The organism is Methanothermobacter wolfeii (assembly GCF_025397995.1).
GTDB classification, from domain to species: Archaea; Methanobacteriota; Methanobacteria; order Methanobacteriales; family Methanothermobacteraceae; genus Methanothermobacter; species Methanothermobacter wolfei.
On the sequence record NZ_CP104550.1, the window covers coordinates 251,200 to 273,281 of the forward strand.

The window sequence follows — 22,082 nt, forward strand, 5'->3', positions numbered from 1 at the left end:
AGGGACAATAGTGGATGAGGAGTCTCTGGAGGAGAAGCCATGGTTAAGCATGGAGGGTGTTGATAAACACCCTGATATACCGGTATGAGTCCCTGATTCTCTCAAGGGGCCCCCTGAAGTAGATGTAGTATATGTTCATTTTCTTTTTAAAAACAAATACAATAACCCTTTTTTCCTTTGTTTCACCCGTCATTATATACCCGTGTTCATTATCAATTCTTATTATATCCCTTGAAAGATTAAAAAATCCTTTCCTAACCAGTACATCAAATAGGACTTCTGAAAACTCTTCTGCAGTGATTTCAGGAACTTCCTTTCGCTTTATAACGAATTCAAGGTTGTCGTCCCATGATCCTTCAACCAGCCTTTCATCCTCACTGGCCTCACTGAGATCCCAGAAGCGGGGGTACCTGAACCTCAGCTCCCCGTTATCAAATACCTCAAGGTCAGGTTTGGCATCAATAATATCAAGGGCTGCACGGGCCTTCCTCCTTACAAAGGGGTAGGGGTCTTTCGCGGCCCTCTGGAGGGCCTCGACGGCTTCAGGGTCGCCTATGAGTCCAAGGGCCTCGGCTACCTTACCGCGGACATAACGGTTTTCATCCCTTTTACGCCCGGAAAGCATCCCTTTAAGCGGTTTAACATCTTTCTTTGATCCTATCTCACCAAGAGCCTCCGCAACCATGGCCCTTGTCTGCCAGGAGGGATCTTCAAGCTTCTGGATGAGTGGCTTAACAGCTGCCTCCCCTATATTCACAACTGCAAGAAGAGCCTGTCTCCTGACATCGGAATCAGGGTCGCCAAGTTTATCAATGAGGATGTCCAGGTAGCCCTCGTCTGCCACTCCTATCATTGACCTGGCAGCAGTCTTCCTAACAACCCATGATTCATCGTAAAGGGCCATGGAGGCATACCTGAGCCCCCTTTCAGGGTTCAGTTTTATGAGGGCCCAAACAGCATTTTTCCTGACGTTCTCGTCGGGATGGTCTATAAATCTCCTTATGGCTTCGAAGACCCTTTCCTCAGGGAACCCTGAAAGGGACCTGATGGCCGCTATTTTAACGTCGATGTCGGTGTCATCAAGGGCCATTATGAGGTGATCAACGGCTTTAGGGTTTCCTATCCTTCCAAGGGCCCTCGCTGAAGCCGCCCTCACCCCTGTAAGCACAGGATATTCTTCCTGCCATTCCTCATATCTCAGGGATCTGATAAGGGCTTCAAGGGCCCTTTCATCTGCCAGAGTTTCCAGGGCCTCGGCAGCATCCCTCCTGACGGTAAAGTCATCATCTTCCAGGGCCTCCATGAGGCCGTAAACATCCCCCCTCCTGAGGAGCACCTCAGTGTTTATAGAAGATCCCAATGAATTATCCCCCATAATAAATTGGAGGATATGAAAAATAAATTTTGTGTTTCAGTCGTGGAGAGTTTTACCTGCAATCTCAAGGGCCCTGTCATCACCATATATCAGCTTCATATCCCATATGAGGGTCATGAAGGATCTGAGGGGTGTCGGGTCGTTTTTAACGCCCCTTTTAGTGATATGGTTGAGTGTTCTCTCAAGGGATGCGCTGTCCCCGGCAACGCTGTAGATCAGGGCTGCATCGGAGTAATGGCTTAAACAGTATACATCCTCCTCCCCATCACCCTGGAATGATCCGTCAGTGTTCTGGTGGTTCCTGAGCCATTCCGCACCCTTCTGAACTGATTCAAGTACCTGTTCATCCTTTGTGGAGATGTAGTAAAGTGCCAGTCCCTTCAGTATTCCGATGTTCTCGTATTCCCTGGAACTCCAGGCACCATCAAAGCCCTGTTCCCGGATAATGGAGTTCACAACTTCCCCTTTACCTTCGGGGTTCATGCCGGATACCTGGGATTCTGTTTTGAGTTTGAGATAATCCGGTCCAAGGATTGTGGAAGAGGTTTTGCCGGGCGCTATACTGATTTCATCCTTTTCAGTCTGGGATTCAACGAACCTTAGACCTTTGCTGACAATCTCATTGCTTTCAGTTGATTTCAAAGCCATTAATGGGTGAATGGTTTGCATTGTCGTGAGTGTATATTCTGCAGGGGGCATGCCAGCGGGGAATGAACCGTTATCCATCTGCCTGTAAGACAGCCATTTAATGAGATAGTTCCCCCTCTCTGTGAGGCTTGCATCCCCTGTTTCATCCCCCATTTGGAGATAGAGAGCTGCTATCATGGCGTTACTTTCATATGAACCCTTAAAGAGGCTGCCGAACTCGAGGTCCCTTGCAGGGTCGTTGTATCCATTACCACCAGCCTCTGAATATGAGTAGCCATTCCAGAATTTTTCGATAAAGCCTATAATTTCACCGTATCTGTTATTCTGGGGCCTTATTTCTGATGTATTTGATTCAAGCTCCGGATTTCTGATGTAGCGGTAAACCGAGACATCCCCCGACACGAAGACAGTTTTAAAGTGGGGGTCGTAGGGGGCGTAGAGACCTATACCGCTTTTATGATCATTCCTTGTAAGGTACAGGTAGCTTATATTGTTTTTTTCAATGAGGTAATAGGCCTCTGGGGGTATCGAGGAATCAAAGATTGTTGAGACCTCCTTCTGGATCATCCGGTTCTCCTTTACGGATGGAGCATCCCCCATGAAACCCCTGTAGACCGTATTCCAGAGAAGAACGTCTCTTCGATGGGTGTTCCCAATTAAAAGATAAGATTCATTGATTCTTGCCATGAAAACAGCATCCTGAGGCGTGTTTTTCTCTATCCAGCTGAATGCAGAGATCTGTTCAGGGCTCGGTGTGATTACGTTTGAGTATGCCATGGCGGCGCCCTGACTTACGGGTACCAGTATCAGGAGCAGAATCGCCCCACTCTTCAGCGAAGGCCCGATGTCCCATTTAAGGAGAGGATACCTTTTTAGGACTTCAGAATCCCTTATTTTCATGATTACTGACATGAGTCCGTAACCGGCAATCAGTGTGAGGGGTATTGCCGCGTAGGGGTCTCGGAACCTGAATGAGTAGGTTCCTATTATCATGAAGACCGCCGCCCAGATTATCAGGAATCGATGAACAGGATTCCGGGATTTTAAAAGAATAAGGGCGCCGTAGAGTCCAACTACAAGCTGCAGTACTCCCATCCACTTTGGGAATCCAAGTATTGTAACAGGCACGGCCTGAAATCTTGCAGCGAATGCTATGAACTCAACGAGGAAGACTACCATGGCTGCAAATATCAAGCCAAATTCAAGGGGCCTTTTCCTGAATGAGGGTGTCAGGAATGTGGCAATAAGGATCAGGACCGCGATTGCAAGGAAAATCCACCCCCTGTGGGTGAAGGGGTACATTATGAATATAACTGAAGCTCCAAGGAGGTACCTCGCATTACCCTTGAAGAGGTTCAGAAACCCTCCAAGCTCAAAGTTATTGATATCCGGGTACCCCGGCACGGTTTTAATGTATCTTACAATCATCCACAGGATCCCGGTGAATAGCAGAATACCGAGGGATTCAGGCATGAATGTGGAGGTCCTTGTAACAAAGGATGGGGTCATGGAGAAAAGAAGGGCTGATAGGAGTGATTGCTCATGGTTACTCGAGATCTCAAGGGAGATCATGTAGATTACAAGGACGGCTGCCGTTCCGAAAAATGCAGGAAGGAGAAAGAATACGGCGTCTGATCTTGATACCGTGTATAGTGCGGAGGCTATCAGATGGAATAATGGGGGGTATGCATATGCTTTGAGGCCCATAAGTGACGGGATGTCATGTGAAACTATTCCGGGACCCTCTGTAACGATTCTCATCACGATATCATGGTGTACATAGGCATCATTACCTGCAAATGAGAGGTTTCTGCTTGTATAAGTCGCACTATGAATGAAGCTAACAGTATAATTGCAAGGTACAGCCTTTCCCTTCCAGCTTTGAACACAGAATCACCTGTAATGATATATGTTTTAGAATTATTAGTTTCAGAGCATCTCCTTCAGTATTTTAATTATTGAAGGATATTCCCTGAGGGCTTTCAGAAGAGATATCTTTGAGATTGAACTTAAGTCTTTTCCTTCTAAGGATCCTATGAGTTGATCAAGTTCATCGTCACCAAGATCATCAAGGACCCTCCTATATTTAAGTGATCTTTTAAGGTTGCGCCCGATTTTATCATACCATCTTCTCTGATACTCTGAAAGGAACTCGCTATCTGTCCTGTCACTTTCTATTGCATCTGCAGACACATCTGCCGCTATTTTTGCACATTCTGCTGCGATGTGTATGCCTCCACCTGTAAGGGGGTCTACCTGTCCTGCAGCATCACCCACAACAAGGATGCCATCTGTGTATGTTTTCTCCACAGGACCTCCAACAGGAACTGCACCAGCAACAAACTCTGTCCTCTGATATCCCATTCCTTCCGTGAATCTTTTCAGGTAATGGAGGGGCCCCCTTTCTGAGCAGCTCCTTCTCCGCATACCCAGTCCTATATTGGCCTTCCCATCGCCCCGGGGAAACACCCAGAGGTAACCTGAGGGCGCCACCTGGCTACCGAAGTAGAATTCCATCATATCATCCTCAACATCAACACCCACCATCTCGTACTGGGCACAGGAGCAGATGTCCTCTGGCCTGAATCGAGTGTCCAGTCCGGCCATCCTGGCAACCCTGGAGCTGATGCCATCCGCTGCAATGACCATCCTGCATCTCACATCCCTGCTGCCATCTGGCCCCCTGAGATTCACACCGGTGACGGAGCCTTCATCGAGGAGTAGGCCCTCCACCCTTGTATTTACGGTTATGTCGGCCCCGGCTTCAGCAGCCCTCAATGCAAGGTACCTGTCGAAGACCTTCCTTTCAATTGTATATCCCCTTATGATGGGGTTTTCTGTTATTATCCTTGCACCGGATGGGGAGTTGATGGCCGCGGCCCTTATCCTTGTGTAGGTGAATTCAGGGAGGGGTTTGATGTCCATGGACCTGAAGAAACTGTCGCTGACTCCTCCTGCACACTGGACAGGGACTCCTATTTCAGGGTTCTTTTCAGCCACAATCACCCTCAGCCCTTTCTTTGCAGCATGATATGCGAATATGGATCCAGCCACCCGTCCACCGGCAACAACCACATCGTAGTTCATCATCAACACCCAATAGCATCCACGGGACAGACTGCTGCGCAGCGTCCGCAGCCTCTGCATTCATCTTTAGGCTTCGCTCCGGCTTCGATTATGTCATATGGACAGACGTTTTCGCACGCACCGCAGAGCATACACCTTGACCTTTCATGCTTCAAGGAGATCACCATGAGTAGATATGATGATCATATTTATTATACGGTCAGTTTATTATGACCGTTAAATTAATATATCACTTTTTACTACTATCAATTACTATGCAGGGGTGCCCGAGCGGCCAAAGGGGGAGGACTTAAGATCCTCTGGCGCAGGCCTTCGAGGGTTCGAATCCCTTCCCCTGCACTATGAATTTCAACCCTTATTATTTAAAATACAGTGCCTTAGTGGCTCAGGTGGTAGAGCGATGCCTTGGTAAGGCATAGGTCGCGGGTTCGAATCCCGCCTAAGGCTTTTCATTGATTTTAAGGTGTTTTAATGGATAAAAAGATTTCACAGATTTCTGATATACACTTCGGTGAAAAGAATTTCTCAGACACCCTCAAGGATAACCTTATCAGGCAGCTTGAGGATGAAAACCCGGACCTCATAGTTGTTTCAGGTGACCTGACAACAGAGGGCTATGCCCATGAATATGAACTTGCAGCTGCCTTTGCAGATGCGCTGAGGGAGATAACATCAACCTACATAATCCCGGGCAACCATGATGCTAGGAATGTTGGACTTGTACACTTCGAGAAGCTCATAGGCAACAGGAAGTTTGTCCACCATGACTCAGACTTTGCAGTTATAGGCCTGGATTCATCGGAACCCGATATAAATGATGGCCAGATAGGTATGGATCAGCTCGAGTGGCTTCGAAGGGAGCTGGATAGAGTCCCTGATCATCTCTGTAAGATAGTCACCTTCCACCACCACCTCCTTCCCATACCCAACACCGGTCGTGAAAGGAACATACTCCTTGATTCAGGGGATCTTCTAAGGCTTCTTAATGAATACGGCGTTGACTTTGTCCTTAACGGCCACAAACATGTCCCAAATGTCTGGATGATTGAGGGTATGGTGACATTCAACTCGGGAACAGCGACAACAAGGAAACTGAGGGGTGAAACATTCCCATCCCATAACCAGCTCAGAATAAACGATGAAATGATTGCAGTGGACCTTATAAATACTGAGAATGGTTCAAAGAGGGAGATCGCAAATTATTCTGTCAGTGTGGAGAATGATGAGTACCGGATATGCTCCTACAGACATTCAGTATGATGATGTTCTCCTAGATGTGTTCAGCATGCACATGCAGCTGAAGAAATTGGCTCATGTTTTTTCATCACCAATATCTGGGCATATCATGGCAAAGGATTAATATAACCATGACCTAATGTTCTCTAATAGAGAAACTAAATACTCAAAATATGAAGAGGGTGGTTGCATTGACCAGGGCCTTTGACATAATCATGGCGGGGATCATATCAGGAATAGTCGCATTCACAACCTCAAAGATAGGAGTCGGAGGAACAGTTATAGGTGCCGTTATAGGGTCAATGCTATATCAGCTCCTTTCATACTACTTCAGGGAGCCCCTCAAGAATGTTAAAACTGAAAGGGTTGAGAGCAGAGTTGTATTTGCAATTCCCCTCATGATAATAGTAGTAATTGAAGCCATATACCTCCTCGGCAATTTCTACTGGAAGCCCCAGCAGATATTCTACCTGCTTGAGGAGGCAACAGCATGGAACCTCTTCAGGTCGGTGGGGGTCGGGCTTATGGTGATGGGGATATATCCGCTTCTGCAGCCTGAGACCATAAAGAAGTCCTATGGACACATCCTCATCATCATGGGATTTATCATTCTCCTGAGGGGCCTTGTGGATGTGCAGTCACCCATTGTGACAATTTACAGGACGGTTTTCTATGAATTTGATATCCTGATTGCTTTAGCAGTGATCCTGGTCCTGAGTTACATGGTCATATCAATACTGAAGGATTCAGTTGTTATCGTAAGGGAAGAAGAGGTGTCTGAAGAGAATGAAAAATAAGACAAAGAATGCAACACTCAAATCCATAATAGATGTTATACTCTATGAGAATCCATCAACCCAGGATGAAATCGCGGAACGCCTTGGGATAACAAGAAGGTACGTTACCAAGCTCCTCCAGCCACTCATAAAGGAGGGCCTGGTGAGAAGGGCGTATATAGTGGACATCAAGAGATTAGAGGAGTTCCCTGATCTTTTTGATGAGGAGATAACCTCAAGGGAATATGCTGGAAGCTTCTTCATAAAGGAGATGCTGAGGGACATGGCCAGTCATGTCTGCAAACAGCTCAGGGCTTCCTTTAAATCCCTTGAGGAATACGATGAGGAACTTGCAAATGATGCCCTTAAGATGGATTACATAACAAACACGATGCATGAGAAGGTCAGGGCGTCTGTTGATACCGCCATATCAATGAACCCATACTCAGAGTTCAGCAAGACCATGAACTTCACCGAGATAGCCTATGACCTTGAAAGGATAGGTGACCACTCTGCAATAATGCCGAACTTTGTTATAAAGGAGGCCTATGAGGTTGACCCTGCAATGATGGATTACCTCAGGAAAATGTTTTCCATCGCCATTGAAATGCTGGAAACCGCAATGGAAGCATTTCTGAATGAGAAGCTTGAACTCAAGGGCCGCCTCATGTCCCTTGAAGATGAGATACACAGGGTCCAGAAGAGCGCCCTTAACTGTGTGGCGACTCAGATGGCGGAGACACCCTTTGAGGATAAGGAGCGTTCAACCTATTATATTTCCCTTTCAAGGATCGTTAAAACCCTTGAGAGGATTGCGGATATATCCATAGAGATATTTGACACGGCAGGCGAGTACTACAGAAACATTCCAAGGACCACAACACCTGAACGCTTCAGAAGACGGGAGAAAGAGTTTGATTTTGAATAAGCCTTTAGAAATCTGGGGGTTTAGAAAAAAATTATTTTTTGTTCTTCTCCATGTACTCCCTTATCTTTTTCTCCTCCCATTCCTTCCCGAATAATCTATCCTCTATGAATACGCCGAAGGCGTGCCATATCAGTCCTATACCCCAGAATACCGTCACCCAGTAGAACCACCAGCGTCCGGGGGTTGAAACAAGATTTATGAGGAAAAGGGTGAGGTTGACGGCTGCAAAAACAGATAGGTGCATGTAGAATTCCTTAAGTTCCTTCACTCTTTTCCGGGCTCTCTCGTATGGGTCCTGCATTTTTCAACACCATAAAGTGTTTTCTCTGAACTTCCTATTATTCTTTCTTCTTCTCCGTCGTAGTGTATTTCTTCGATGTCGAAGAATTTCCTGAAGGCGGGTTCCCTGACCTTCTCCTCGTATACGTGGGATATGAGTCCTGGCAGGCGTCCTATCATGAATAATCCTGCTCCTGTCCTCCAGTCGAATCCCATGTCCGAGAGTATTCCTGCGTTGGCGCCGTCAACGTTCATCCGGACGCCCTTCTCCTCAACAAGTATCTCCTGGACCTCCATAGCCAGGCGGGTGTGGGGTCCTATGCAGCTGTACTCCTCGGCCAGGTCAAGGAGCCTGATGGCGCGGGGATCGGCGTTATGGTACCTGTGACCGAAACCAGGAATCCTCCGGTTCCTCCTGAGGTGGTCGTCAACCAGTTCCCTGGCAGCAGAGGGTATATCATCCTCACAGCTGCATTTTGAGATGGTGTCCTGGAAGAGCTTCATGGAACGCTCAATGGCCCCTGCATGGTTCTTACCAAAGGCCAGGAGCCCCCCGGCGATACAGGCATGCACCGGAGAACCGGCAGAAGCAATCATACGCGCAGCCTGAATACTGGGAGGAGTAACACCATGATCACAGAAGGAAACCAGAACAGCCTCCAGCATCCTGGCCACATTCTCAGAGGGAAGCTCACCCCTGATCAGAAGATACACCATCTCAGAAAAAGAAACACCACCAATAAGCTCCTCCTGAGAATAACCCTTGGTAACAATACGATTAGGCTCAACACGAGTAATAGAAGTCCTCCACTTTGGGTTTCGGGTTCTCAGTATATCGTTTATCATTCCTTCAGTTATCATGGATCTCCTATAATATCTACCCGTATTTATATTTTGGTACATTTGGTGTATCAGTTTTCACTTATTGTGAACCAAATTATCCCTGTCAGAAATTTAGTTCACAAAATAGGTAATCAAGTACACTAAAATAGTAAATTTTAAATAGGGTCGTGACAAGGTAAAGTGTGAGGTGATAAAATGGACACCAGATTGATCATAGGAGTAGTCGTTGCAATTGTAATAATTGCAGGAGCTGTACTGGCACTTGGAGGTGGCGGACAGCAGGAAAAGATAGATATCGTTGGTTCAACTTCTGTTCAGCCGGTGGCAGAGAAACTTGCCGCTGAATACATGAAGAAACACCCGAACGTTAAAATAAACGTTCAGGGTGGGGGTTCCAGTGTAGGTATAAAGAGTGCCCAGGATGGCACAGCAGACATTGGAACAAGTTCAAAGGAACTCAAGGATGATGAGAAAAAGGGTCTTACAGAGTACCTCATAGGAAAGGACGGAATAGCAATCATCGTAAACAGCAAGAACAGCGTGGAAGACCTTACAGCCGACCAGGTGAAGGACATATTCAGTGGTAAGATAACCAACTGGAAAGAAGTCGGCGGAGCAGATGCAAAGATAACAGTTGTCACCCGTGAGGATGGTTCAGGAACCAGGAAGGCCTTTGAAGAAATAGTCATGGGCAAGGAAACCAAGATCAAGAAGGACGCAATCGTCGAAAGCTCAACAGAGGCTGTTAAACAGGCAGTGAAACAGGACCCTAATGCCATAGGCTTCATATCCCTTGCAAACCTCGATGAAACAGTAAAGGCCCTGAAGATTGGTGGAGTAGCACCATCTGAGCAGACAGTGGCAGATGGATCCTACAAGATACAGAGGCCATTCCTCTTCCTGGTTAAGGGAAGTGCCCAGGGAGCAGTCAAGGACTTCATTGACTGGGTACTCAGCCCCGAAGGTCAGGAAATAGTCAAATCAGAAAAGGTTGTACCTGCAAAGGCATGATCTTAAAGCGGCCCTCAGGGGCCCGGTACATTATTTATTTTTCATCCCGTCACCTCCACTCCGGTGAACTTTATTAGGCAATAGGTGAAATCATAAAGTGAAGGTGATGGAGATGGATGTAAAGATCAGGAACCTTATCATAATCATCATTATCATAGCCCTTGCTTACTTCATGATAAAGCCAGGAGCCAACTATGAGAGAATCGAAATTGCAGGCTCAACCTCTGTTCAGCCGGTGGCAGAGAAACTTGCCGCTGAATACATGAAGAAACACCCAAACGTAAGGATAAATGTTCAGGGCGGCGGTTCAGGTATGGGTATAAGGACGGCTCAGCAGGGAGTGGTTGATATAGGAACAAGTTCAAAGGCCCTTAAACCTGAAGAAAAGGATGATCTCAGGGAGTACGTAATAGGAAAGGATGGCATAATAATAGCGGTAAACCACAGAAACCCCGTTGATGATCTTACAGATGAACAGCTCAGGGACATATTCAGCGGCAAGATCAGGAACTGGAAGGAAGTTGGCGGTCCTGATGCCGAGATACATGTCATAGTCCGTGAGGAAGGATCAGGAACACGGAGTTCATTCGTGAGTCTTGTGATGAAGAATACGAAGATAAGATCCGATGCAATCGTACAGGGATCCACCGAGTCTGTAAAGCAGGCAGTAAAGAGTGATCCGTATGCCATAGGATTTGTTTCAATGGCCCACATGAGCCCTGATGTAAAGGCCCTTGAGGTGAATGATGTCACACCCTCAGAGACCACGGTGGCAGATGGTTCTTACCCCCTTGTTGTACCCTTCGAGTTCCTTACAAAGGGAGAACCGGAAGGTGCTGTTAAGGACTTCATAGACTGGGTATTTTCACCTGAGGGTCAGGCAATCGTCAGGAGCCAGAAGGTTGTTCCTGCAATAGCAAATGTTTCAGATGACACATAGGAGGTATAGGAATGATTAGCAGAACAAGGGAAATGTTGATTGAGAGGGGTCTTTTTATAGTCGCAATCTTTTCCATCATCACGATCCTTCTCATCATAATCTTCATCTTCAGGGAAGGATTCCCGGTATTGCAGGAATATGGGGTCCTTCAGTTCATATTTGGACTGGACTGGGCGCCATCTGATGGTAAATATGGTGTTTTCACCATGATTGTAGGATCCCTCTGCATCACCCTCCTCTCCCTTGCAATAGCAGTTCCATTATCAATTCTATGCGCAATATTCATGGCTGAGGTGGCGCCTCAACTGATGCGCAAAATCCTGAAACCTGTTATAGAGACCCTTGCCGCAATACCCTCAGTTGTCTACGGCTTCTTTGGCCTGATAATACTGGTCCCCTTTGTGAGGGAAAACATTGGCGGCACAGGCTTCGGGATGCTCACAGCATCACTGATACTCACAGTCATGATAATGCCAACGATAATAAGCGTATCCGAGGACGCCATAAGATCGGTGCCCCTTGAATACAAGGAGGCATCCCTAGCCCTGGGAGCAACCCAGTGGCAGACCATAAGGCGAGTCATATTCCCGGCAGCCATACCAGGCATAATCACATCCATAATCCTCGGGATGGGCCGGGCAATCGGGGAGACCCTCGCCGTTATAATGGTCGCAGGAAACGTTACCCAGATCCCATCATCCATACTAGACCCTGTAAGGGCCCTGACATCAAACATAGCCCTTGAAATGGGATACGCAACAGGACTGCACTACAGCGCCCTCTTCGGGACAGCCATAATCCTCTTTGTGATGATAATGGTCCTTCTTGTCATTGCAAACTACTTCCACTACAAGAAGAAGATAGTGGTGGGTGGAGGATACCTCTAGGAGGATAACCATGTCATTCAGGATAATATCACCAAAGACGAGCCAGAAAATCATGAACGCAGTATTCTGGGCTTCAGGGCTTGTAACGGTACTCATACTCCTCGTTATAATCGGTTACATAATTTTAAAGGGGTTCCCGGCACTGACCCCAGAGTTCATCCTATCAGAACCGGTTGACTCTGGAAGGGCCGGCGGAATCGCCCCCATGATAGTATCGAGCATCTACGTAACCCTCATTGCAGGTATAATCGCAACACCAATGGGAGTGGGTGCGGCAATATACATGACAGAATACGCCACAGAAGAACGGATAGTGAAACTCATAAAGTTCGGCGCGGAGACACTGGCATCCATCCCATCCATAGTCTTCGGGCTCTTCGGCCTATCATTCTTCGTGGTTTTCCTGGGTCTTGGATGGACCATCCTCTCAGGGGGCCTTGTACTGGCCCTCATGGCCCTCCCCACAATATTCCAGGTTGCACAGGTATCGGTTGAGACAGTTCCCCAGTCATACAGGGAGGGGAGCCTTGCACTGGGGGCAACAAAATGGGAGACAATTTACCGTGTCGTTGTACCGGCAGCCCTGCCAGGTATAACAACGGGTGTCATCCTGGGGATGGCGAGGGCAATATCAGAGGCAGCGGCGGTGATGTTCGTTGTGGGATCAGCCCTTGCAATGCCTGTCTCGATATTCGACCCTGGAAGGCCCCTGCCGCTTCACCTGTACATCCTTGCCACGGAGGGACTTTCACTTCAGAATGCCTATGGAACCGCGGCGGTCCTGGTGATAATCGTCCTTGCAATCACGGTACTGACCAATACCCTCGTTGACAGGTACAGGCAGAAGATGATGGGAAGATAGAGGTGATAAAATGTACAGAATCGAAGTTGAAGACCTCAATGTTTACTTTGACGAGGCCCATATACTGAAGGACATAAATCTGAAGATTCCAACTAACACGGTCACAGCCCTTATAGGACCATCAGGGTGCGGCAAATCCACCTTCGTAAGGACCCTTAACAGGATGAATGATGTAATCCCCGGTTTCAGACATGAGGGAAAGGTTTACCTTGATGGAAAGGACATCTACGACCCTGACATGGACGTTGTTGAGCTACGTAAGAAGGTGGGGATGGTATTCCAGAAACCCAACCCCTTCCCCAAGTCCATATTTGAGAACGTTGCATACGGTCTCAGGGTCCACGGTCACACCGACCGGGACTTCATAGAGGAAAGGGTGGAGGAGAGCCTCAGGGCAGCCGCCCTCTGGGATGAGGTCAAGGACAAACTTGATAAATCAGCCCTCGGACTCTCAGGGGGTCAGCAGCAGAGGCTCTGCATTGCAAGGACCATAGCCATTGAACCTGAGGTTATACTGATGGACGAACCATGCTCAGCCCTTGATCCGATATCAACCACCAAGATAGAGGACCTTATACATAAACTGAAAAGGGACTACACCATAATCATCGTAACCCACAACATGCAGCAGGCAACGAGGGTTTCAAAGTACACGGCCTTCTTCCTGCACGGTGAAATCGTTGAAAGCGGCCTTACAGAGAAGATATTCATAGAGCCCAAGGATAAAAGGACTGAGGATTATATAACCGGCAGATTCGGCTAAAAATTTTAATGGTGAACTAATTGATGGGTGTTATCCTTGAGAACAAGCTTTTAAAGGTGGCTAATGAGGCTGTGGTGTATGGTGCGGAAACCTCAGACAGGGTGGGGAGATCCGTATCAGTTTATATTAAAAAGGATGTGAAGGCTGCAAGGAAACTAATAGAGACAACATCCGGTGTTAATGAGAGGAGCTACAGGATAGAGGATGAATGCCTTAAAATACTCGGACTGCACCAGCCGGTTGCAAAGGACCTCAGGATGGCGTCAAGCATACTTAGAACAGCCATAGAACTTGAAAGGATAAACATACTGTCAGCGTATATTGCAAGGTATGCCATTGACAGCCAGGATTCTGTAATACCCCCCCACATCGAGTTCATGTCCCAGACGGTACAGGAGATGATAAAGGATGGTCTGGGTGCCCTTATGAACAGGGACATCCAGCTCCTTAAACGTTCCACAAAGAATTATCTTCAGCTTCAGGAGTTCTATAATCAGCTCTATGAATCCCAGAAGGATTTCATCGAATCATCAGGCAACCTCCTTCTTGTTGCAAGGAACCTTCTCAGTATGGGCCACCATGTACTGGGTATGGATGACAGGATAGCATACATGATAGTGGGTAAAGGGGTGATACATCATAAGGTCTTCTACAGTGTGCTCATGAAGTAGGTCTAATGGTGTTCTACTGCAAGTATTGGGGGGATTAAATGTGGTTACCCTTTGACAACCCAAAGAAGATGGATTACAGCGTCCTTAAAAGGTCATCACTCCCTGAATTTGCATATATAAGGGTACTTAACGGTGACACCGAGTCCATAGTATTCCTTGAGAATGAAAGGATAGTGGGGGCATGGCACCTTGACCTCAACACCCTTGAGGAGAACAATGGCCATACTGCCATGGAAAAAATTGAAATAAACCAGGATTCACTCATTGAGGTGTATGAAGCCGATGAGGATCTTTTCAGGACACTCATTGAACTGAACGATGAATCAAAACTTTCAATACCCATTGAGGCAGAAATTATACTCAATGAGATGTTTCCTGATGTATCCTCCAGGGAGGAACTCCTTAAAAAGTACAGGATACAGGTCCCAGGTGACGAGGCCATTGAAAGACTTATCAACGATTATAAATCATAGGAGGGTTTTTAATGGAAAAGAAATACCCGCGGATATTGTTCCGCAAAAGACTTAAGGATCTCAGAAAGGACATGGAGGAGGTTTCACAGAAAACTCTGAAGACTCATAAACTCGCTGTTGACCTCCTCATGGAGTATGATGATGAAAAGAAGGAAAAGGTCATCAGAAACAGCAAGCTCATCGATGAAATGGTATTCGACCTTGAAAGAAAATCAATAAGCCTTATTGCAGCTGAACAGCCAGTTGCAGGTGACCTGAGATTCATAGAGGCATGTATCAAGGTTGGAAGCCATCTTAAAAGGATAGGTTATCTGGCAGCCAACATAGCAGAGGCCGCTGAGAAGCTGAAGGATGAGGAGATACCGAAAAAACCCCTTGAGGACCTGAAGCACATGTCTGACTTTGTCCAGATGATGCTCTCAAAGGGTATCTACGCCTTCCTTGACCAGAACATGGACATGGCAAGGGAACTCAGACACGACGATGACAAGGTTGATGATCTCTTCGACCAGACCCTTGAACATGTAACAGCAAGCATGTTCAGGGATAAGGAGGCAATATCCTACCTGGTTAACCTCCTATTCATAGCAAGATTCCTTGAGAGGGTCGGGGACAGGGCAGTCAGCATAGCCGACAGGACAATCTTCATGATAACCTGTGAAAAACCATAAACCTGACACTCACACCTTTTATTTTTCCTCATATGTTTTTTATTCAGTTAAGGTGCTTTCTGCTCTTCACTGATGGCTTTTTTTCAGTACCAGATAATGATTTAGCCTTCTAAATCAGATAAATCCTGTTATTCACTTAAAATAATATATTTCTAAACCCACACATCAGATTCTGTTATTCACTTAAAAAATAATGATTTAACTTGGTGGATTGGAAAAATTAAGAACTGAATCAGCACTCGCATACTGATTATTCATCCTTGAGGATTGTGGTTGACCTTCTTGCCGCCCAGCACTGTATGCAGACACCCACAGGGAGACCCGCAGTGTGCGTATGGGCTGTTTTTATTTTAACATCCAGGGCGGTTGTCCTCCCACCCATACCCATGGGTCCTATCCCTGAGTCATTTATTGATCTCAGTATATCCTCTTCAAGGGCTGCGAGGGTTTCATCAGGGTTTCTTTCACCCACGCGTCCAAGAAGGGCCTTCTTGGCGAGTTTCATTGCAAGGTCTGATGATCCCCCGATACCAACGCCAACAATCACGGGGGGGCAGGGCTTTCCACCGGCAGCAAGCACGGTCCTGACCACAAAGTCCTTAACACCATCAATTCCATCTCCAGGAAGACCCATCATGAGGGCGTTGTTGTTTTCAGAACCAAAGCCCTTGGGCAGCACCGTTATCTCGAGGCTGTCGGTGTCAGCGAGTTCCACATCAATCTGGGGTATGAGGTGGCCGGTGTTTGTCCCTGTATTCTCCCTGCTAAGGGGATCCACAACGTTCGGTCGGAGGGGCACCTCCATGGTGGCCATTCTAACACCCTCAGCCACGGCTTCATAGAGGTTTTCAACCTTCACGTCACCGAGCCTTACAAATACTATGGGGAGTCCCGTGTCCTGACACACAGGAACCTCCTCCTTTCGGGCCATTTCGATGTTATCAAGGATTGCCTTCAGGTTAAGGAGGGCCAGCTCATCTTCCTCCCTGAGATAGGCCTTTTTAAGTGCAAGGGTAACGTCTTCTGGTATACTGGTAACGGCCTCCTTAAATAAACGGCACACTGTCTCCTGGATTCTTTCCTGACCTATCATGGAATCACCATATAAATCTAAAAAAAGTCTAGTATTTCATTATCTTTTTGAGGCGGCTGAGCTCCTCCGCTATCTTCTCCCTCTTCGCTGCCATCATGTCCTCCGAACTTTCACTGAGGGCGTTCTTCGGGCATACAGCAACGCAGAGGGGTTTCTCCCTGTCCACGCAGAGGTCGCATTTCACTGCACAGCCCCTCTCGTTGATGGTTATTGCGCCTATGGGGCATGCGTCCCGGCAGAGTCCGCAACCAATACACTTCTCCTGGAGGATGACTATGGCCCCATCGATTTCAGTTATGGCATCCTCAGGGCATATGTTAAGGCAGGGGGCTCTCTCAGGGGCACAGTGCATGCAGAAAACAGGAACACCATCTATGACCCTTATGGCGTTTCTGGGGCAGATCCTTTCACAGCGCATGCACTCGTCACAGAGTTCCGGGCTTGAAACCAGTTCTTTCATTGTTTATCCTCCTATTCAAGTTTCTGCCGGGCCTTCCTCTTGGCTGTGAGGATGTCCAGGACGTCGGATCTCCTCTGACCCTTACTTACACCTGACATTTTTGATATGAACCTGTTCTGTTTTTCAAGTTTGAGTTTCTCAGTGTCTATCTTGCTGAGGGCCCTCTTTGAACATGCCTTTACACATGCAGGTGTATCAAGGTCAGGGCACTGGTTGCATTTCTGGGCCTTGCGGCCCTCCATAACCACGGCACCGAAGGGGCATACCAGCATGCAGAGCCCGCATCCGATGCACCTTTCAGGGTTAACGTCATCATCAATGGCCTCGGTGGGACATATTGTTCTGCAGGGGGCGTCTTCGCACTGCTGGCATATTATTGGATAGTATACTCCTTCAACCTCCCGGATCATTATCCTTGAGGCGCCATAAAGTTTTTCACAGGCCTCCTCACAGTCCCTGCAGCCATCACAGAGTTCTGGCTGAATAACGATTTTCTGCAAACCACATCCCCCTCATATCCTGAGATCCGCGCAGACCCTGTCAACATACTCCTGGATCTTCGCCTTCTCTTCCTCTGTAAGGTGCCTGAACCTCTTCTGGGCGTCCAGGTATTCCTCAACTGGTTTTCTCTGGACGGGCCTGTAGGTGACCCTGAACTCCCCATCATCTATCTCATACAGTATCCAGGATCCTGTCTCAACTGCAAGCCTTCCAAGCTCGATGGTCTTTGACGGATCAAAGCCCCACCCTGTTGTGCATGGCTGATGGAGGTGTATGTATGCGGGGCCATCTGTTTCAGCTGCCTTTTTAACCTTCTCCATGAAGTCCTCAGGGTAGGATATGGATGCTGTTGCAACGTAGGGCACCCCGTGGGCCGCCATTATAAGGGGCATGTTTTTCTTTGGCTTGTCCTCACCGAAGCTTTCCTTTCCATGGGGTGATGTTGTTGTTGAGGCACCGTAGGGTGTTGAACCGCTCCTCTGTATACCCGTGTTCATATAGGCCTCGTTATCATAGCAGATGTAGATTATGTTATGGCCCCTCTCCATTGCACCTGAGAGTGCCTGCAGTCCGATGTCTGCTGTTCCACCATCACCTGCAAAGGCCACAACATTAACATCGTCCTTTCCCTTTGCCCTTAGGGCTCTCTCAACCCCTGATGCCACCGCAGCAGCGTTTTCAAATGCCACATGTATCCAGGGTATTTCCCATGCAGTTTCAGGATAGGGGGTTGTTATAACCTCCAGGCATCCTGTGGCTGAAACCGCGACCGTGTTCTTACCCAGAACCTTTAGCGCAAGTCTGACTCCAACTGTTGCACCGCAACCAGCGCATCCGCGGTGTCCGGGGGCCAGAAATTCTTCTTCAGGTATTTTCATCGTGATTCCTCCTTGAGGCCAATCCATGTAACATTCCTTTCAGGATTCTCTGTTTTTTCAACAATCTCCTCAATATGTGCCGGTGTGATGTCCCGTCCACCGAGACCCACTATGAAGCCATAAACTTCTTTATCAGGAAGGGCTGCCCTGATCTCTGTGTAGAGGGCTCCTCCAACACTGAAGGTTATGTTTTTATCAAGCACCGCGATTTTATCAGCATTCCTAACAGCCTTCTCAATCTCCTTGACAGGGAATGGTCTATGTATCCTCACCTTGAGGAGTCCGGCATTAACTCCCCTGTCCCTGAGGTCATCAACAACCTCCCTTATGGTGCTGCAGACTGATCCCATGGCCACAAGCACTATGCTTGCATCTTCACACCTGTATTCCTCAACAAAACCGTATTCCCTGCCAAATATTTCCATGAACTCCCTGTTAGCCCTTTCAATGACCTTTCTGGAATTCTCCATGGCCATTTCAATCTCGTATCGTGCCTCCATGTAATATTCAGGGTCCGTGAAGGTCCCCAGTGACATGGGTGTTTCAGGGTCAAGGACAGCCTGTGGCTGGAATTCGGGCAGGAATGACGCGACATCATCCTCGGAGGGTATATCTACGGGTTCAACTGTATGGGTCAGTATGAATCCATCCAAGCAGACCATGCTTGGCAGGAGCACGTCGCTGTCCTCCGAGACCCTGTAGGATAGGAGTACTGAGTCAAGGGCTTCCTGCCCGTTCTCCACGTATATCTGCATCCATCCAGAGTCCCTTTCAGCTATTGAGTCCTGCTGGTCGTTCCATATGCTAAGCGGGGCTGAGAGGGCACGGTTTGCATTTGCCATTACAATAGGGTTCCTGAGCCCTGCTGCCACATAGATTATCTCATGCATGAGTGCCAGCCCCTGGGATGATGTGGCTGTAAATACACGGGCACCGGCGCCTGAAGCACCCACACATGCGCTCATGGCGCTGTGCTCTGATTCAACCCTTATGTATTCTGCTCTGAGTTCGCCGTCGGCTACAAACTTTGCAAGGTACTCTGATATGGATGTCTGGGGGGTTATGGGGTAGACCGGGATGACTTCTGGCTTTGCAAGTTTAACAGCCTCTGCAACGGCCTGATTTGCGGATATAACTTTAAGAACCATTTAAAGTCTCTCCTACTTTTCTCTCTCCATTTTGATTGCTTTAACGGGGCATTCCTCTGCACATATCCCGCAGCCCTTACAGTAATCATAGTCAATGTCATGTTCCTTATTTATGCAGCCTTCGGGGCAGAAAAGGATGCAGTTATCACAGTCTATACATTTATCCTTATCGAGAACAGGTTTAAATGTCCTCCAGCTGCCCGTCTTATTTTTACGTGTGCTTCCTGGTTCCCTGACAGTTGCTCCAAGTGATTCCATCATCTTCACCTTGAACCCTTCATTTTTTCATAGGCGACCTCAGCAGCCTCTGAGTTCTTTTCCCCTATGGCGCCGGGGAAGGTTTCCTTTATGATCTTTATAAGGGAGTCAATACCAACGATACCTGTTGCCCCTGCAAAGGCACCAAGCATCACCGTGTTTACGATGGGTCTTCCAAGTTTCTCAAGGGCTATTCCTGTGGCATCGATTGTGTACACCTCGGCCTTCTCTGAACTGAAAGTCCCTGCGGTGTTCAGTAAGACCACACCCCCATCCTTTATACCTGAGAATACATCAACAACATTAAGAAGTCCTTCGTCAAGTACAAGTACATAATCAGGATTATAAACTTGATAACGCCTTCTTATTGGCTTATCATCAATTCTTGTGAATGCCATAACGGGAGCGCCTCTACGTTCAACACCGAAGAAGGGGAATGCCTGTGAATATTTACCATCTTCGAAGGCAGCTTTGGCTAGAATCTCTGCCGCTGTAACAGCGCCCTGCCCACCGCGTCCATGAAAGCGAATTTCGATCATAGTTTACCTCCATTTCTCATTGTTAATCATTATAAATTTTTAATATATATACATGTTGGTCCATTAAAATTAATAGGGGTAATGAAATGAAGGTCCTTATAATCACAGGAAAACTCGCAGAAAGCACCGTGAGGCAGGCATCATCTGTTTCAGACCATGAGGTTCATGTTCACGTCGTTGAAATCCCGATCGCGGCCTTTTTAACACCACGAAGGATAATATCTGAGATCAGTAAGATGAACTTTTCGGCATCAGATGAACCAGACATCATAATCATACCAGGACTCATACCGAAGGATGCCGGAATAATAAAGGACGAAACAGGGATACCTGCCTATAAGGGCCCTACAGATGCAGCTGACCTCCCCATAGTCCTGGACCTCCTTGAAAAACTTAAACTATCAACAAAGAAACCTGCAGATAAATTAATAGAGGAGGAGCAGAGAAAAAGAGCCCTGAAGTTCATAGAAGACTTTGAAAAGGATGTTGAAAGGAGGAAGAGGCTCCTTGAAAGGGATGAAAACATACTTGTCGGCGGACTGCCTGTTGGAAGGGACTTTCCAATGAGGGTCCTTGCAGAGGTTGCAAACGCACCCTTCCTGTCTGAGGAAAAACTGAAGGCAAGGATAGAGTATTTCATAAGAAGCGGCGCAGACATGATCGACCTTGGAATGATAGCAGGAGAGGACAATTCAGACATGATCCCGGAGATAATTGAAACTGCACGTTCGGCTGCAGGCAACACACCGGTCAGCATTGACAGCCTCAACCCCTCTGAAATTGAAGTCGCGGCAGAATGCGGTGCTGACATGATCCTCAGCCTTGACCATGGAAACTACAGGGAGGTCATGGGTGTCCTTAAAAAGAACAGTGTGCCGGCGGTGATCCTCCCAACAGATTACAGTGAGGGGTGGGTCCCTGAGACACCTGAGGAGAGGGTTGGATCCCTTGAGGAGCTCCGGAGAAAATGCCATGGACTGGATGTTATTGCAGACCCTGTCCTTGACCCGGTTAACAGCAGAAGCATAGTGGAATCCATCATCGCCTGCAGGAATTATGCTGAAAGAAACCCTGAACCTGTATTCTTTGGAATCGGGAACGTCACAGAACTCCTTGATACAGACTCAACAGGTGTCAACGCACTCCTTGCAAGTATTGGAATGGAACTTGGTGTCAGCGTACTTTTCACACCCGAAGAGAGCGGCAAGACAAGGGGAAGCGTCTATGAACTCTCTGTGGCATCCAAGATGATGTTCCTTGCAGAGAACAGGGGATCCGTGCCCAAGGACCTTGGAATAAACCTTGTACTCTTCAAGGACAAAAGACCGATTCGGGGGATAAAGGAGGACATCAATGTACCTGTAATCATGGCCGAGGGGGGTATGAAATTCGTAAGGGACAGGAAGGGCAGCTTCAAGATTACGGTGGAGGATGGGATGATAAGGGCGGTTCTATACGATAAAATGGAGCCTGTGGTGACCATCACATCAGACAGTGCTAAAAAAATATATGAGGAAATCATCAATAGAAATCTTGTAAGCAGAATGGAACATGCAGCATACCTTGGGGCAGAACTACAGAAGGCTGAAATCGCCCTGAAGACAGGTAAAGGTTACGTACAGGACTTTGAACTCTTCAGAAAACTCTTTCCCATGTAAATGCACTCATTTTCACAGGGAGAGTTCACTGATGTATTGTACGGGATGTGGTTTGGATAAGGCTTTCACAGGGAGAGTTCAACCGTTGCATTTACGG

At 47.4% G+C, this 22,082-nt stretch carries 25 protein-coding genes and 2 tRNA genes; 14 read left to right on the top strand and 13 right to left on the bottom strand.

What is annotated here, in order from left to right:
• Positions 1-43: 43 nt before the first annotated feature.
• From N5910_RS01345 to N5910_RS01360, 4 genes are all read right to left on the bottom strand, one after another.
• Positions 44-1,360 (bottom strand): HEAT repeat domain-containing protein, encoded by a 1,317-nt coding sequence (locus N5910_RS01345; RefSeq protein WP_238337942.1) that lies wholly within the window; start codon positions 1,358-1,360, stop codon positions 44-46.
• Between the two features lie 51 nt (positions 1,361-1,411).
• Positions 1,412-3,784 carry a prenyltransferase/squalene oxidase repeat-containing protein gene (locus tag N5910_RS01350; RefSeq protein WP_261599668.1) on the bottom strand — a complete coding sequence of 791 codons (2,373 nt, stop codon included), beginning with the start codon at positions 3,782-3,784 and terminating at the stop codon, positions 1,412-1,414.
• A gap of 168 nt (positions 3,785-3,952) precedes the next feature.
• On the bottom strand, positions 3,953-5,110 hold the full coding sequence (locus N5910_RS01355; RefSeq protein WP_074359692.1) for a geranylgeranyl reductase family protein: 1,158 nt from the start codon (positions 5,108-5,110) through the stop codon (positions 3,953-3,955).
• 2 nt (positions 5,111-5,112) lie between these two features.
• Entirely contained in the window at positions 5,113-5,265 is a 153-nt protein-coding gene (locus tag N5910_RS01360) for a 4Fe-4S binding protein (RefSeq protein ID WP_202879477.1), read from the bottom strand.
• 101 nt (positions 5,266-5,366) lie between these two features.
• Between N5910_RS01360 and N5910_RS01365 the strand changes: the two genes are divergently transcribed.
• The 5 genes from N5910_RS01365 to N5910_RS01385 all read left to right on the top strand — a co-directional run bounded on the left by N5910_RS01365 (position 5,367) and on the right by N5910_RS01385 (position 8,050).
• Positions 5,367-5,449: transfer RNA gene (locus tag N5910_RS01365), tRNA-Leu, on the top strand.
• A gap of 35 nt (positions 5,450-5,484) precedes the next feature.
• Positions 5,485-5,557 (top strand) — tRNA-Thr (locus tag N5910_RS01370).
• A 24-nt stretch (positions 5,558-5,581) separates the two neighbouring features.
• Positions 5,582-6,370: a metallophosphoesterase family protein gene (locus N5910_RS01375; RefSeq protein WP_261599669.1), complete on the top strand. Its 789-nt coding sequence runs from the start codon at positions 5,582-5,584 to the stop codon at positions 6,368-6,370.
• A gap of 149 nt (positions 6,371-6,519) precedes the next feature.
• Positions 6,520-7,143 carry a hypothetical protein gene (locus tag N5910_RS01380; RefSeq protein WP_261599670.1) on the top strand — a complete coding sequence of 208 codons (624 nt, stop codon included), beginning with the start codon at positions 6,520-6,522 and terminating at the stop codon, positions 7,141-7,143.
• The gene (locus tag N5910_RS01385) at positions 7,133-8,050 is read left to right on the top strand and encodes a phosphate signaling complex PhoU family protein (protein WP_261599671.1); all 918 of its coding nucleotides are present in this window, start codon (positions 7,133-7,135) and stop codon (positions 8,048-8,050) included. Before N5910_RS01380 ends, N5910_RS01385 begins: the two co-directional genes overlap by 11 nt.
• A 31-nt stretch (positions 8,051-8,081) precedes the next feature.
• Here the strand turns inward: N5910_RS01385 and N5910_RS01390 are convergent, their stop codons facing one another.
• Together N5910_RS01390 and N5910_RS01395 are read right to left on the bottom strand one after the other, a co-directional pair.
• Complete coding sequence (locus tag N5910_RS01390) at positions 8,082-8,351, bottom strand: 2TM domain-containing protein (protein ID WP_261599672.1); 270 nt, start codon at positions 8,349-8,351, stop codon at positions 8,082-8,084.
• Positions 8,315-9,190 (bottom strand): citryl-CoA lyase, encoded by an 876-nt coding sequence (locus N5910_RS01395; RefSeq protein WP_261599673.1) that lies wholly within the window; start codon positions 9,188-9,190, stop codon positions 8,315-8,317. Before N5910_RS01395 ends, N5910_RS01390 begins: the two co-directional genes overlap by 37 nt.
• A gap of 177 nt (positions 9,191-9,367) precedes the next feature.
• Between N5910_RS01395 and N5910_RS01400 the strand changes: the two genes are divergently transcribed.
• From N5910_RS01400 to phoU, 8 genes are all read left to right on the top strand, one after another.
• Positions 9,368-10,183 carry a phosphate ABC transporter substrate-binding protein gene (locus tag N5910_RS01400; protein WP_191216349.1) on the top strand — a complete coding sequence of 272 codons (816 nt, stop codon included), beginning with the start codon at positions 9,368-9,370 and terminating at the stop codon, positions 10,181-10,183.
• Positions 10,184-10,295: 112 nt separating this feature from the next.
• Positions 10,296-11,123, top strand: a complete 828-nt coding sequence (locus tag N5910_RS01405; RefSeq protein WP_261599674.1) for a phosphate ABC transporter substrate-binding protein — start codon at positions 10,296-10,298, stop codon at positions 11,121-11,123.
• An 11-nt stretch (positions 11,124-11,134) separates the two neighbouring features.
• Positions 11,135-12,010: a phosphate ABC transporter permease subunit PstC gene (pstC, locus tag N5910_RS01410; protein WP_261599675.1), complete on the top strand. Its 876-nt coding sequence runs from the start codon at positions 11,135-11,137 to the stop codon at positions 12,008-12,010.
• 10 nt (positions 12,011-12,020) lie between these two features.
• Positions 12,021-12,872: a phosphate ABC transporter permease PstA gene (gene pstA / locus N5910_RS01415; protein WP_074358417.1), complete on the top strand. Its 852-nt coding sequence runs from the start codon at positions 12,021-12,023 to the stop codon at positions 12,870-12,872.
• Positions 12,873-12,882: 10 nt separating this feature from the next.
• Entirely contained in the window at positions 12,883-13,635 is a 753-nt protein-coding gene (pstB, locus tag N5910_RS01420) for a phosphate ABC transporter ATP-binding protein PstB (protein WP_261599676.1), read from the top strand.
• 23 nt (positions 13,636-13,658) lie between these two features.
• Entirely contained in the window at positions 13,659-14,306 is a 648-nt protein-coding gene (locus tag N5910_RS01425) for a phosphate signaling complex PhoU family protein (protein WP_261599870.1), read from the top strand.
• Positions 14,307-14,344: 38 nt separating this feature from the next.
• Positions 14,345-14,779 (top strand): DUF2226 domain-containing protein, encoded by a 435-nt coding sequence (locus N5910_RS01430; protein WP_261599677.1) that lies wholly within the window; start codon positions 14,345-14,347, stop codon positions 14,777-14,779.
• 11 nt (positions 14,780-14,790) lie between these two features.
• The gene (phoU, locus tag N5910_RS01435; RefSeq protein WP_261599678.1) at positions 14,791-15,450 is read left to right on the top strand and encodes a phosphate signaling complex protein PhoU; all 660 of its coding nucleotides are present in this window, start codon (positions 14,791-14,793) and stop codon (positions 15,448-15,450) included.
• A 250-nt stretch (positions 15,451-15,700) separates the two neighbouring features.
• On the opposite strand, the gene N5910_RS01440 is transcribed toward phoU, so the two are convergent.
• Genes N5910_RS01440 through porC form a run of 7 tightly spaced genes read right to left on the bottom strand, consistent with a single transcriptional unit; the run spans position 15,701 to position 20,327 of the window.
• Complete coding sequence (locus tag N5910_RS01440) at positions 15,701-16,543, bottom strand: fumarate hydratase (protein ID WP_074358422.1); 843 nt, start codon at positions 16,541-16,543, stop codon at positions 15,701-15,703.
• A gap of 28 nt (positions 16,544-16,571) precedes the next feature.
• Positions 16,572-17,003, bottom strand: a complete 432-nt coding sequence (locus N5910_RS01445; protein ID WP_074358423.1) for a 4Fe-4S dicluster domain-containing protein — start codon at positions 17,001-17,003, stop codon at positions 16,572-16,574.
• An 11-nt stretch (positions 17,004-17,014) separates the two neighbouring features.
• Positions 17,015-17,503, bottom strand: a complete 489-nt coding sequence (locus N5910_RS01450) for a 4Fe-4S dicluster domain-containing protein (protein WP_074358424.1) — start codon at positions 17,501-17,503, stop codon at positions 17,015-17,017.
• Between the two features lie 12 nt (positions 17,504-17,515).
• Complete coding sequence (gene porB, locus N5910_RS01455) at positions 17,516-18,382, bottom strand: pyruvate synthase subunit PorB (RefSeq protein WP_074358425.1); 867 nt, start codon at positions 18,380-18,382, stop codon at positions 17,516-17,518.
• A complete protein-coding gene (porA, locus tag N5910_RS01460) occupies positions 18,379-19,530 on the bottom strand; it encodes a pyruvate synthase subunit PorA (RefSeq protein WP_261599679.1) in 1,152 nt (383 codons plus the stop codon). The genes porB and porA overlap by 4 nt, the downstream gene beginning before the upstream one ends.
• 12 nt (positions 19,531-19,542) lie before the next feature.
• Complete coding sequence (gene porD / locus N5910_RS01465) at positions 19,543-19,788, bottom strand: pyruvate synthase subunit PorD (RefSeq protein WP_074359694.1); 246 nt, start codon at positions 19,786-19,788, stop codon at positions 19,543-19,545.
• A gap of 5 nt (positions 19,789-19,793) precedes the next feature.
• Positions 19,794-20,327, bottom strand: a complete 534-nt coding sequence (porC, locus tag N5910_RS01470) for a pyruvate synthase subunit PorC (protein WP_074358427.1) — start codon at positions 20,325-20,327, stop codon at positions 19,794-19,796.
• Between the two features lie 86 nt (positions 20,328-20,413).
• On the opposite strand from porC, the gene N5910_RS01475 reads away from it, so the two are divergent.
• A complete protein-coding gene (locus N5910_RS01475) occupies positions 20,414-21,985 on the top strand; it encodes a dihydropteroate synthase-like protein (protein ID WP_261599680.1) in 1,572 nt (523 codons plus the stop codon).
• Positions 21,986-22,082 lie beyond the last annotated feature (97 nt).

Excerpts from the sequence above, each read along its gene's own strand:
- N5910_RS01395 (WP_261599673.1), bottom strand. The coding sequence starts at position 9,190 with ATGATAACTGAAGGAATGATAAACGATATACTGAGAACCCGAAACCCA.
- N5910_RS01425 (WP_261599870.1), top strand. The coding sequence starts at position 13,659 with ATGGGTGTTATCCTTGAGAACAAGCTTTTAAAGGTGGCTAATGAGGCT.
- N5910_RS01430 (WP_261599677.1), top strand. The coding sequence starts at position 14,345 with ATGTGGTTACCCTTTGACAACCCAAAGAAGATGGATTACAGCGTCCTT.
- pstC (WP_261599675.1), top strand. The coding sequence starts at position 11,135 with ATGATTAGCAGAACAAGGGAAATGTTGATTGAGAGGGGTCTTTTTATA.
- phoU (WP_261599678.1), top strand. The coding sequence starts at position 14,791 with ATGGAAAAGAAATACCCGCGGATATTGTTCCGCAAAAGACTTAAGGAT.
- N5910_RS01400 (WP_191216349.1), top strand. The coding sequence starts at position 9,368 with ATGGACACCAGATTGATCATAGGAGTAGTCGTTGCAATTGTAATAATT.
- pstA (WP_074358417.1), top strand. The coding sequence starts at position 12,021 with ATGTCATTCAGGATAATATCACCAAAGACGAGCCAGAAAATCATGAAC.
- N5910_RS01375 (WP_261599669.1), top strand. The coding sequence starts at position 5,582 with ATGGATAAAAAGATTTCACAGATTTCTGATATACACTTCGGTGAAAAG.
- porB (WP_074358425.1), bottom strand. The coding sequence starts at position 18,382 with ATGAAAATACCTGAAGAAGAATTTCTGGCCCCCGGACACCGCGGATGC.
- N5910_RS01405 (WP_261599674.1), top strand. The coding sequence starts at position 10,296 with ATGGATGTAAAGATCAGGAACCTTATCATAATCATCATTATCATAGCC.
- N5910_RS01385 (WP_261599671.1), top strand. The coding sequence starts at position 7,133 with ATGAAAAATAAGACAAAGAATGCAACACTCAAATCCATAATAGATGTT.
- N5910_RS01350 (WP_261599668.1), bottom strand. The coding sequence starts at position 3,784 with ATGAGAATCGTTACAGAGGGTCCCGGAATAGTTTCACATGACATCCCG.
- N5910_RS01445 (WP_074358423.1), bottom strand. The coding sequence starts at position 17,003 with ATGAAAGAACTGGTTTCAAGCCCGGAACTCTGTGACGAGTGCATGCGC.
- porD (WP_074359694.1), bottom strand. The coding sequence starts at position 19,788 with ATGGAATCACTTGGAGCAACTGTCAGGGAACCAGGAAGCACACGTAAA.
- N5910_RS01380 (WP_261599670.1), top strand. The coding sequence starts at position 6,520 with ATGAAGAGGGTGGTTGCATTGACCAGGGCCTTTGACATAATCATGGCG.
- porC (WP_074358427.1), bottom strand. The coding sequence starts at position 20,327 with ATGATCGAAATTCGCTTTCATGGACGCGGTGGGCAGGGCGCTGTTACA.
- pstB (WP_261599676.1), top strand. The coding sequence starts at position 12,883 with ATGTACAGAATCGAAGTTGAAGACCTCAATGTTTACTTTGACGAGGCC.
- N5910_RS01355 (WP_074359692.1), bottom strand. The coding sequence starts at position 5,110 with ATGAACTACGATGTGGTTGTTGCCGGTGGACGGGTGGCTGGATCCATA.
- N5910_RS01390 (WP_261599672.1), bottom strand. The coding sequence starts at position 8,351 with ATGCAGGACCCATACGAGAGAGCCCGGAAAAGAGTGAAGGAACTTAAG.
- N5910_RS01440 (WP_074358422.1), bottom strand. The coding sequence starts at position 16,543 with ATGATAGGTCAGGAAAGAATCCAGGAGACAGTGTGCCGTTTATTTAAG.
- porA (WP_261599679.1), bottom strand. The coding sequence starts at position 19,530 with ATGGTTCTTAAAGTTATATCCGCAAATCAGGCCGTTGCAGAGGCTGTT.
- N5910_RS01475 (WP_261599680.1), top strand. The coding sequence starts at position 20,414 with ATGAAGGTCCTTATAATCACAGGAAAACTCGCAGAAAGCACCGTGAGG.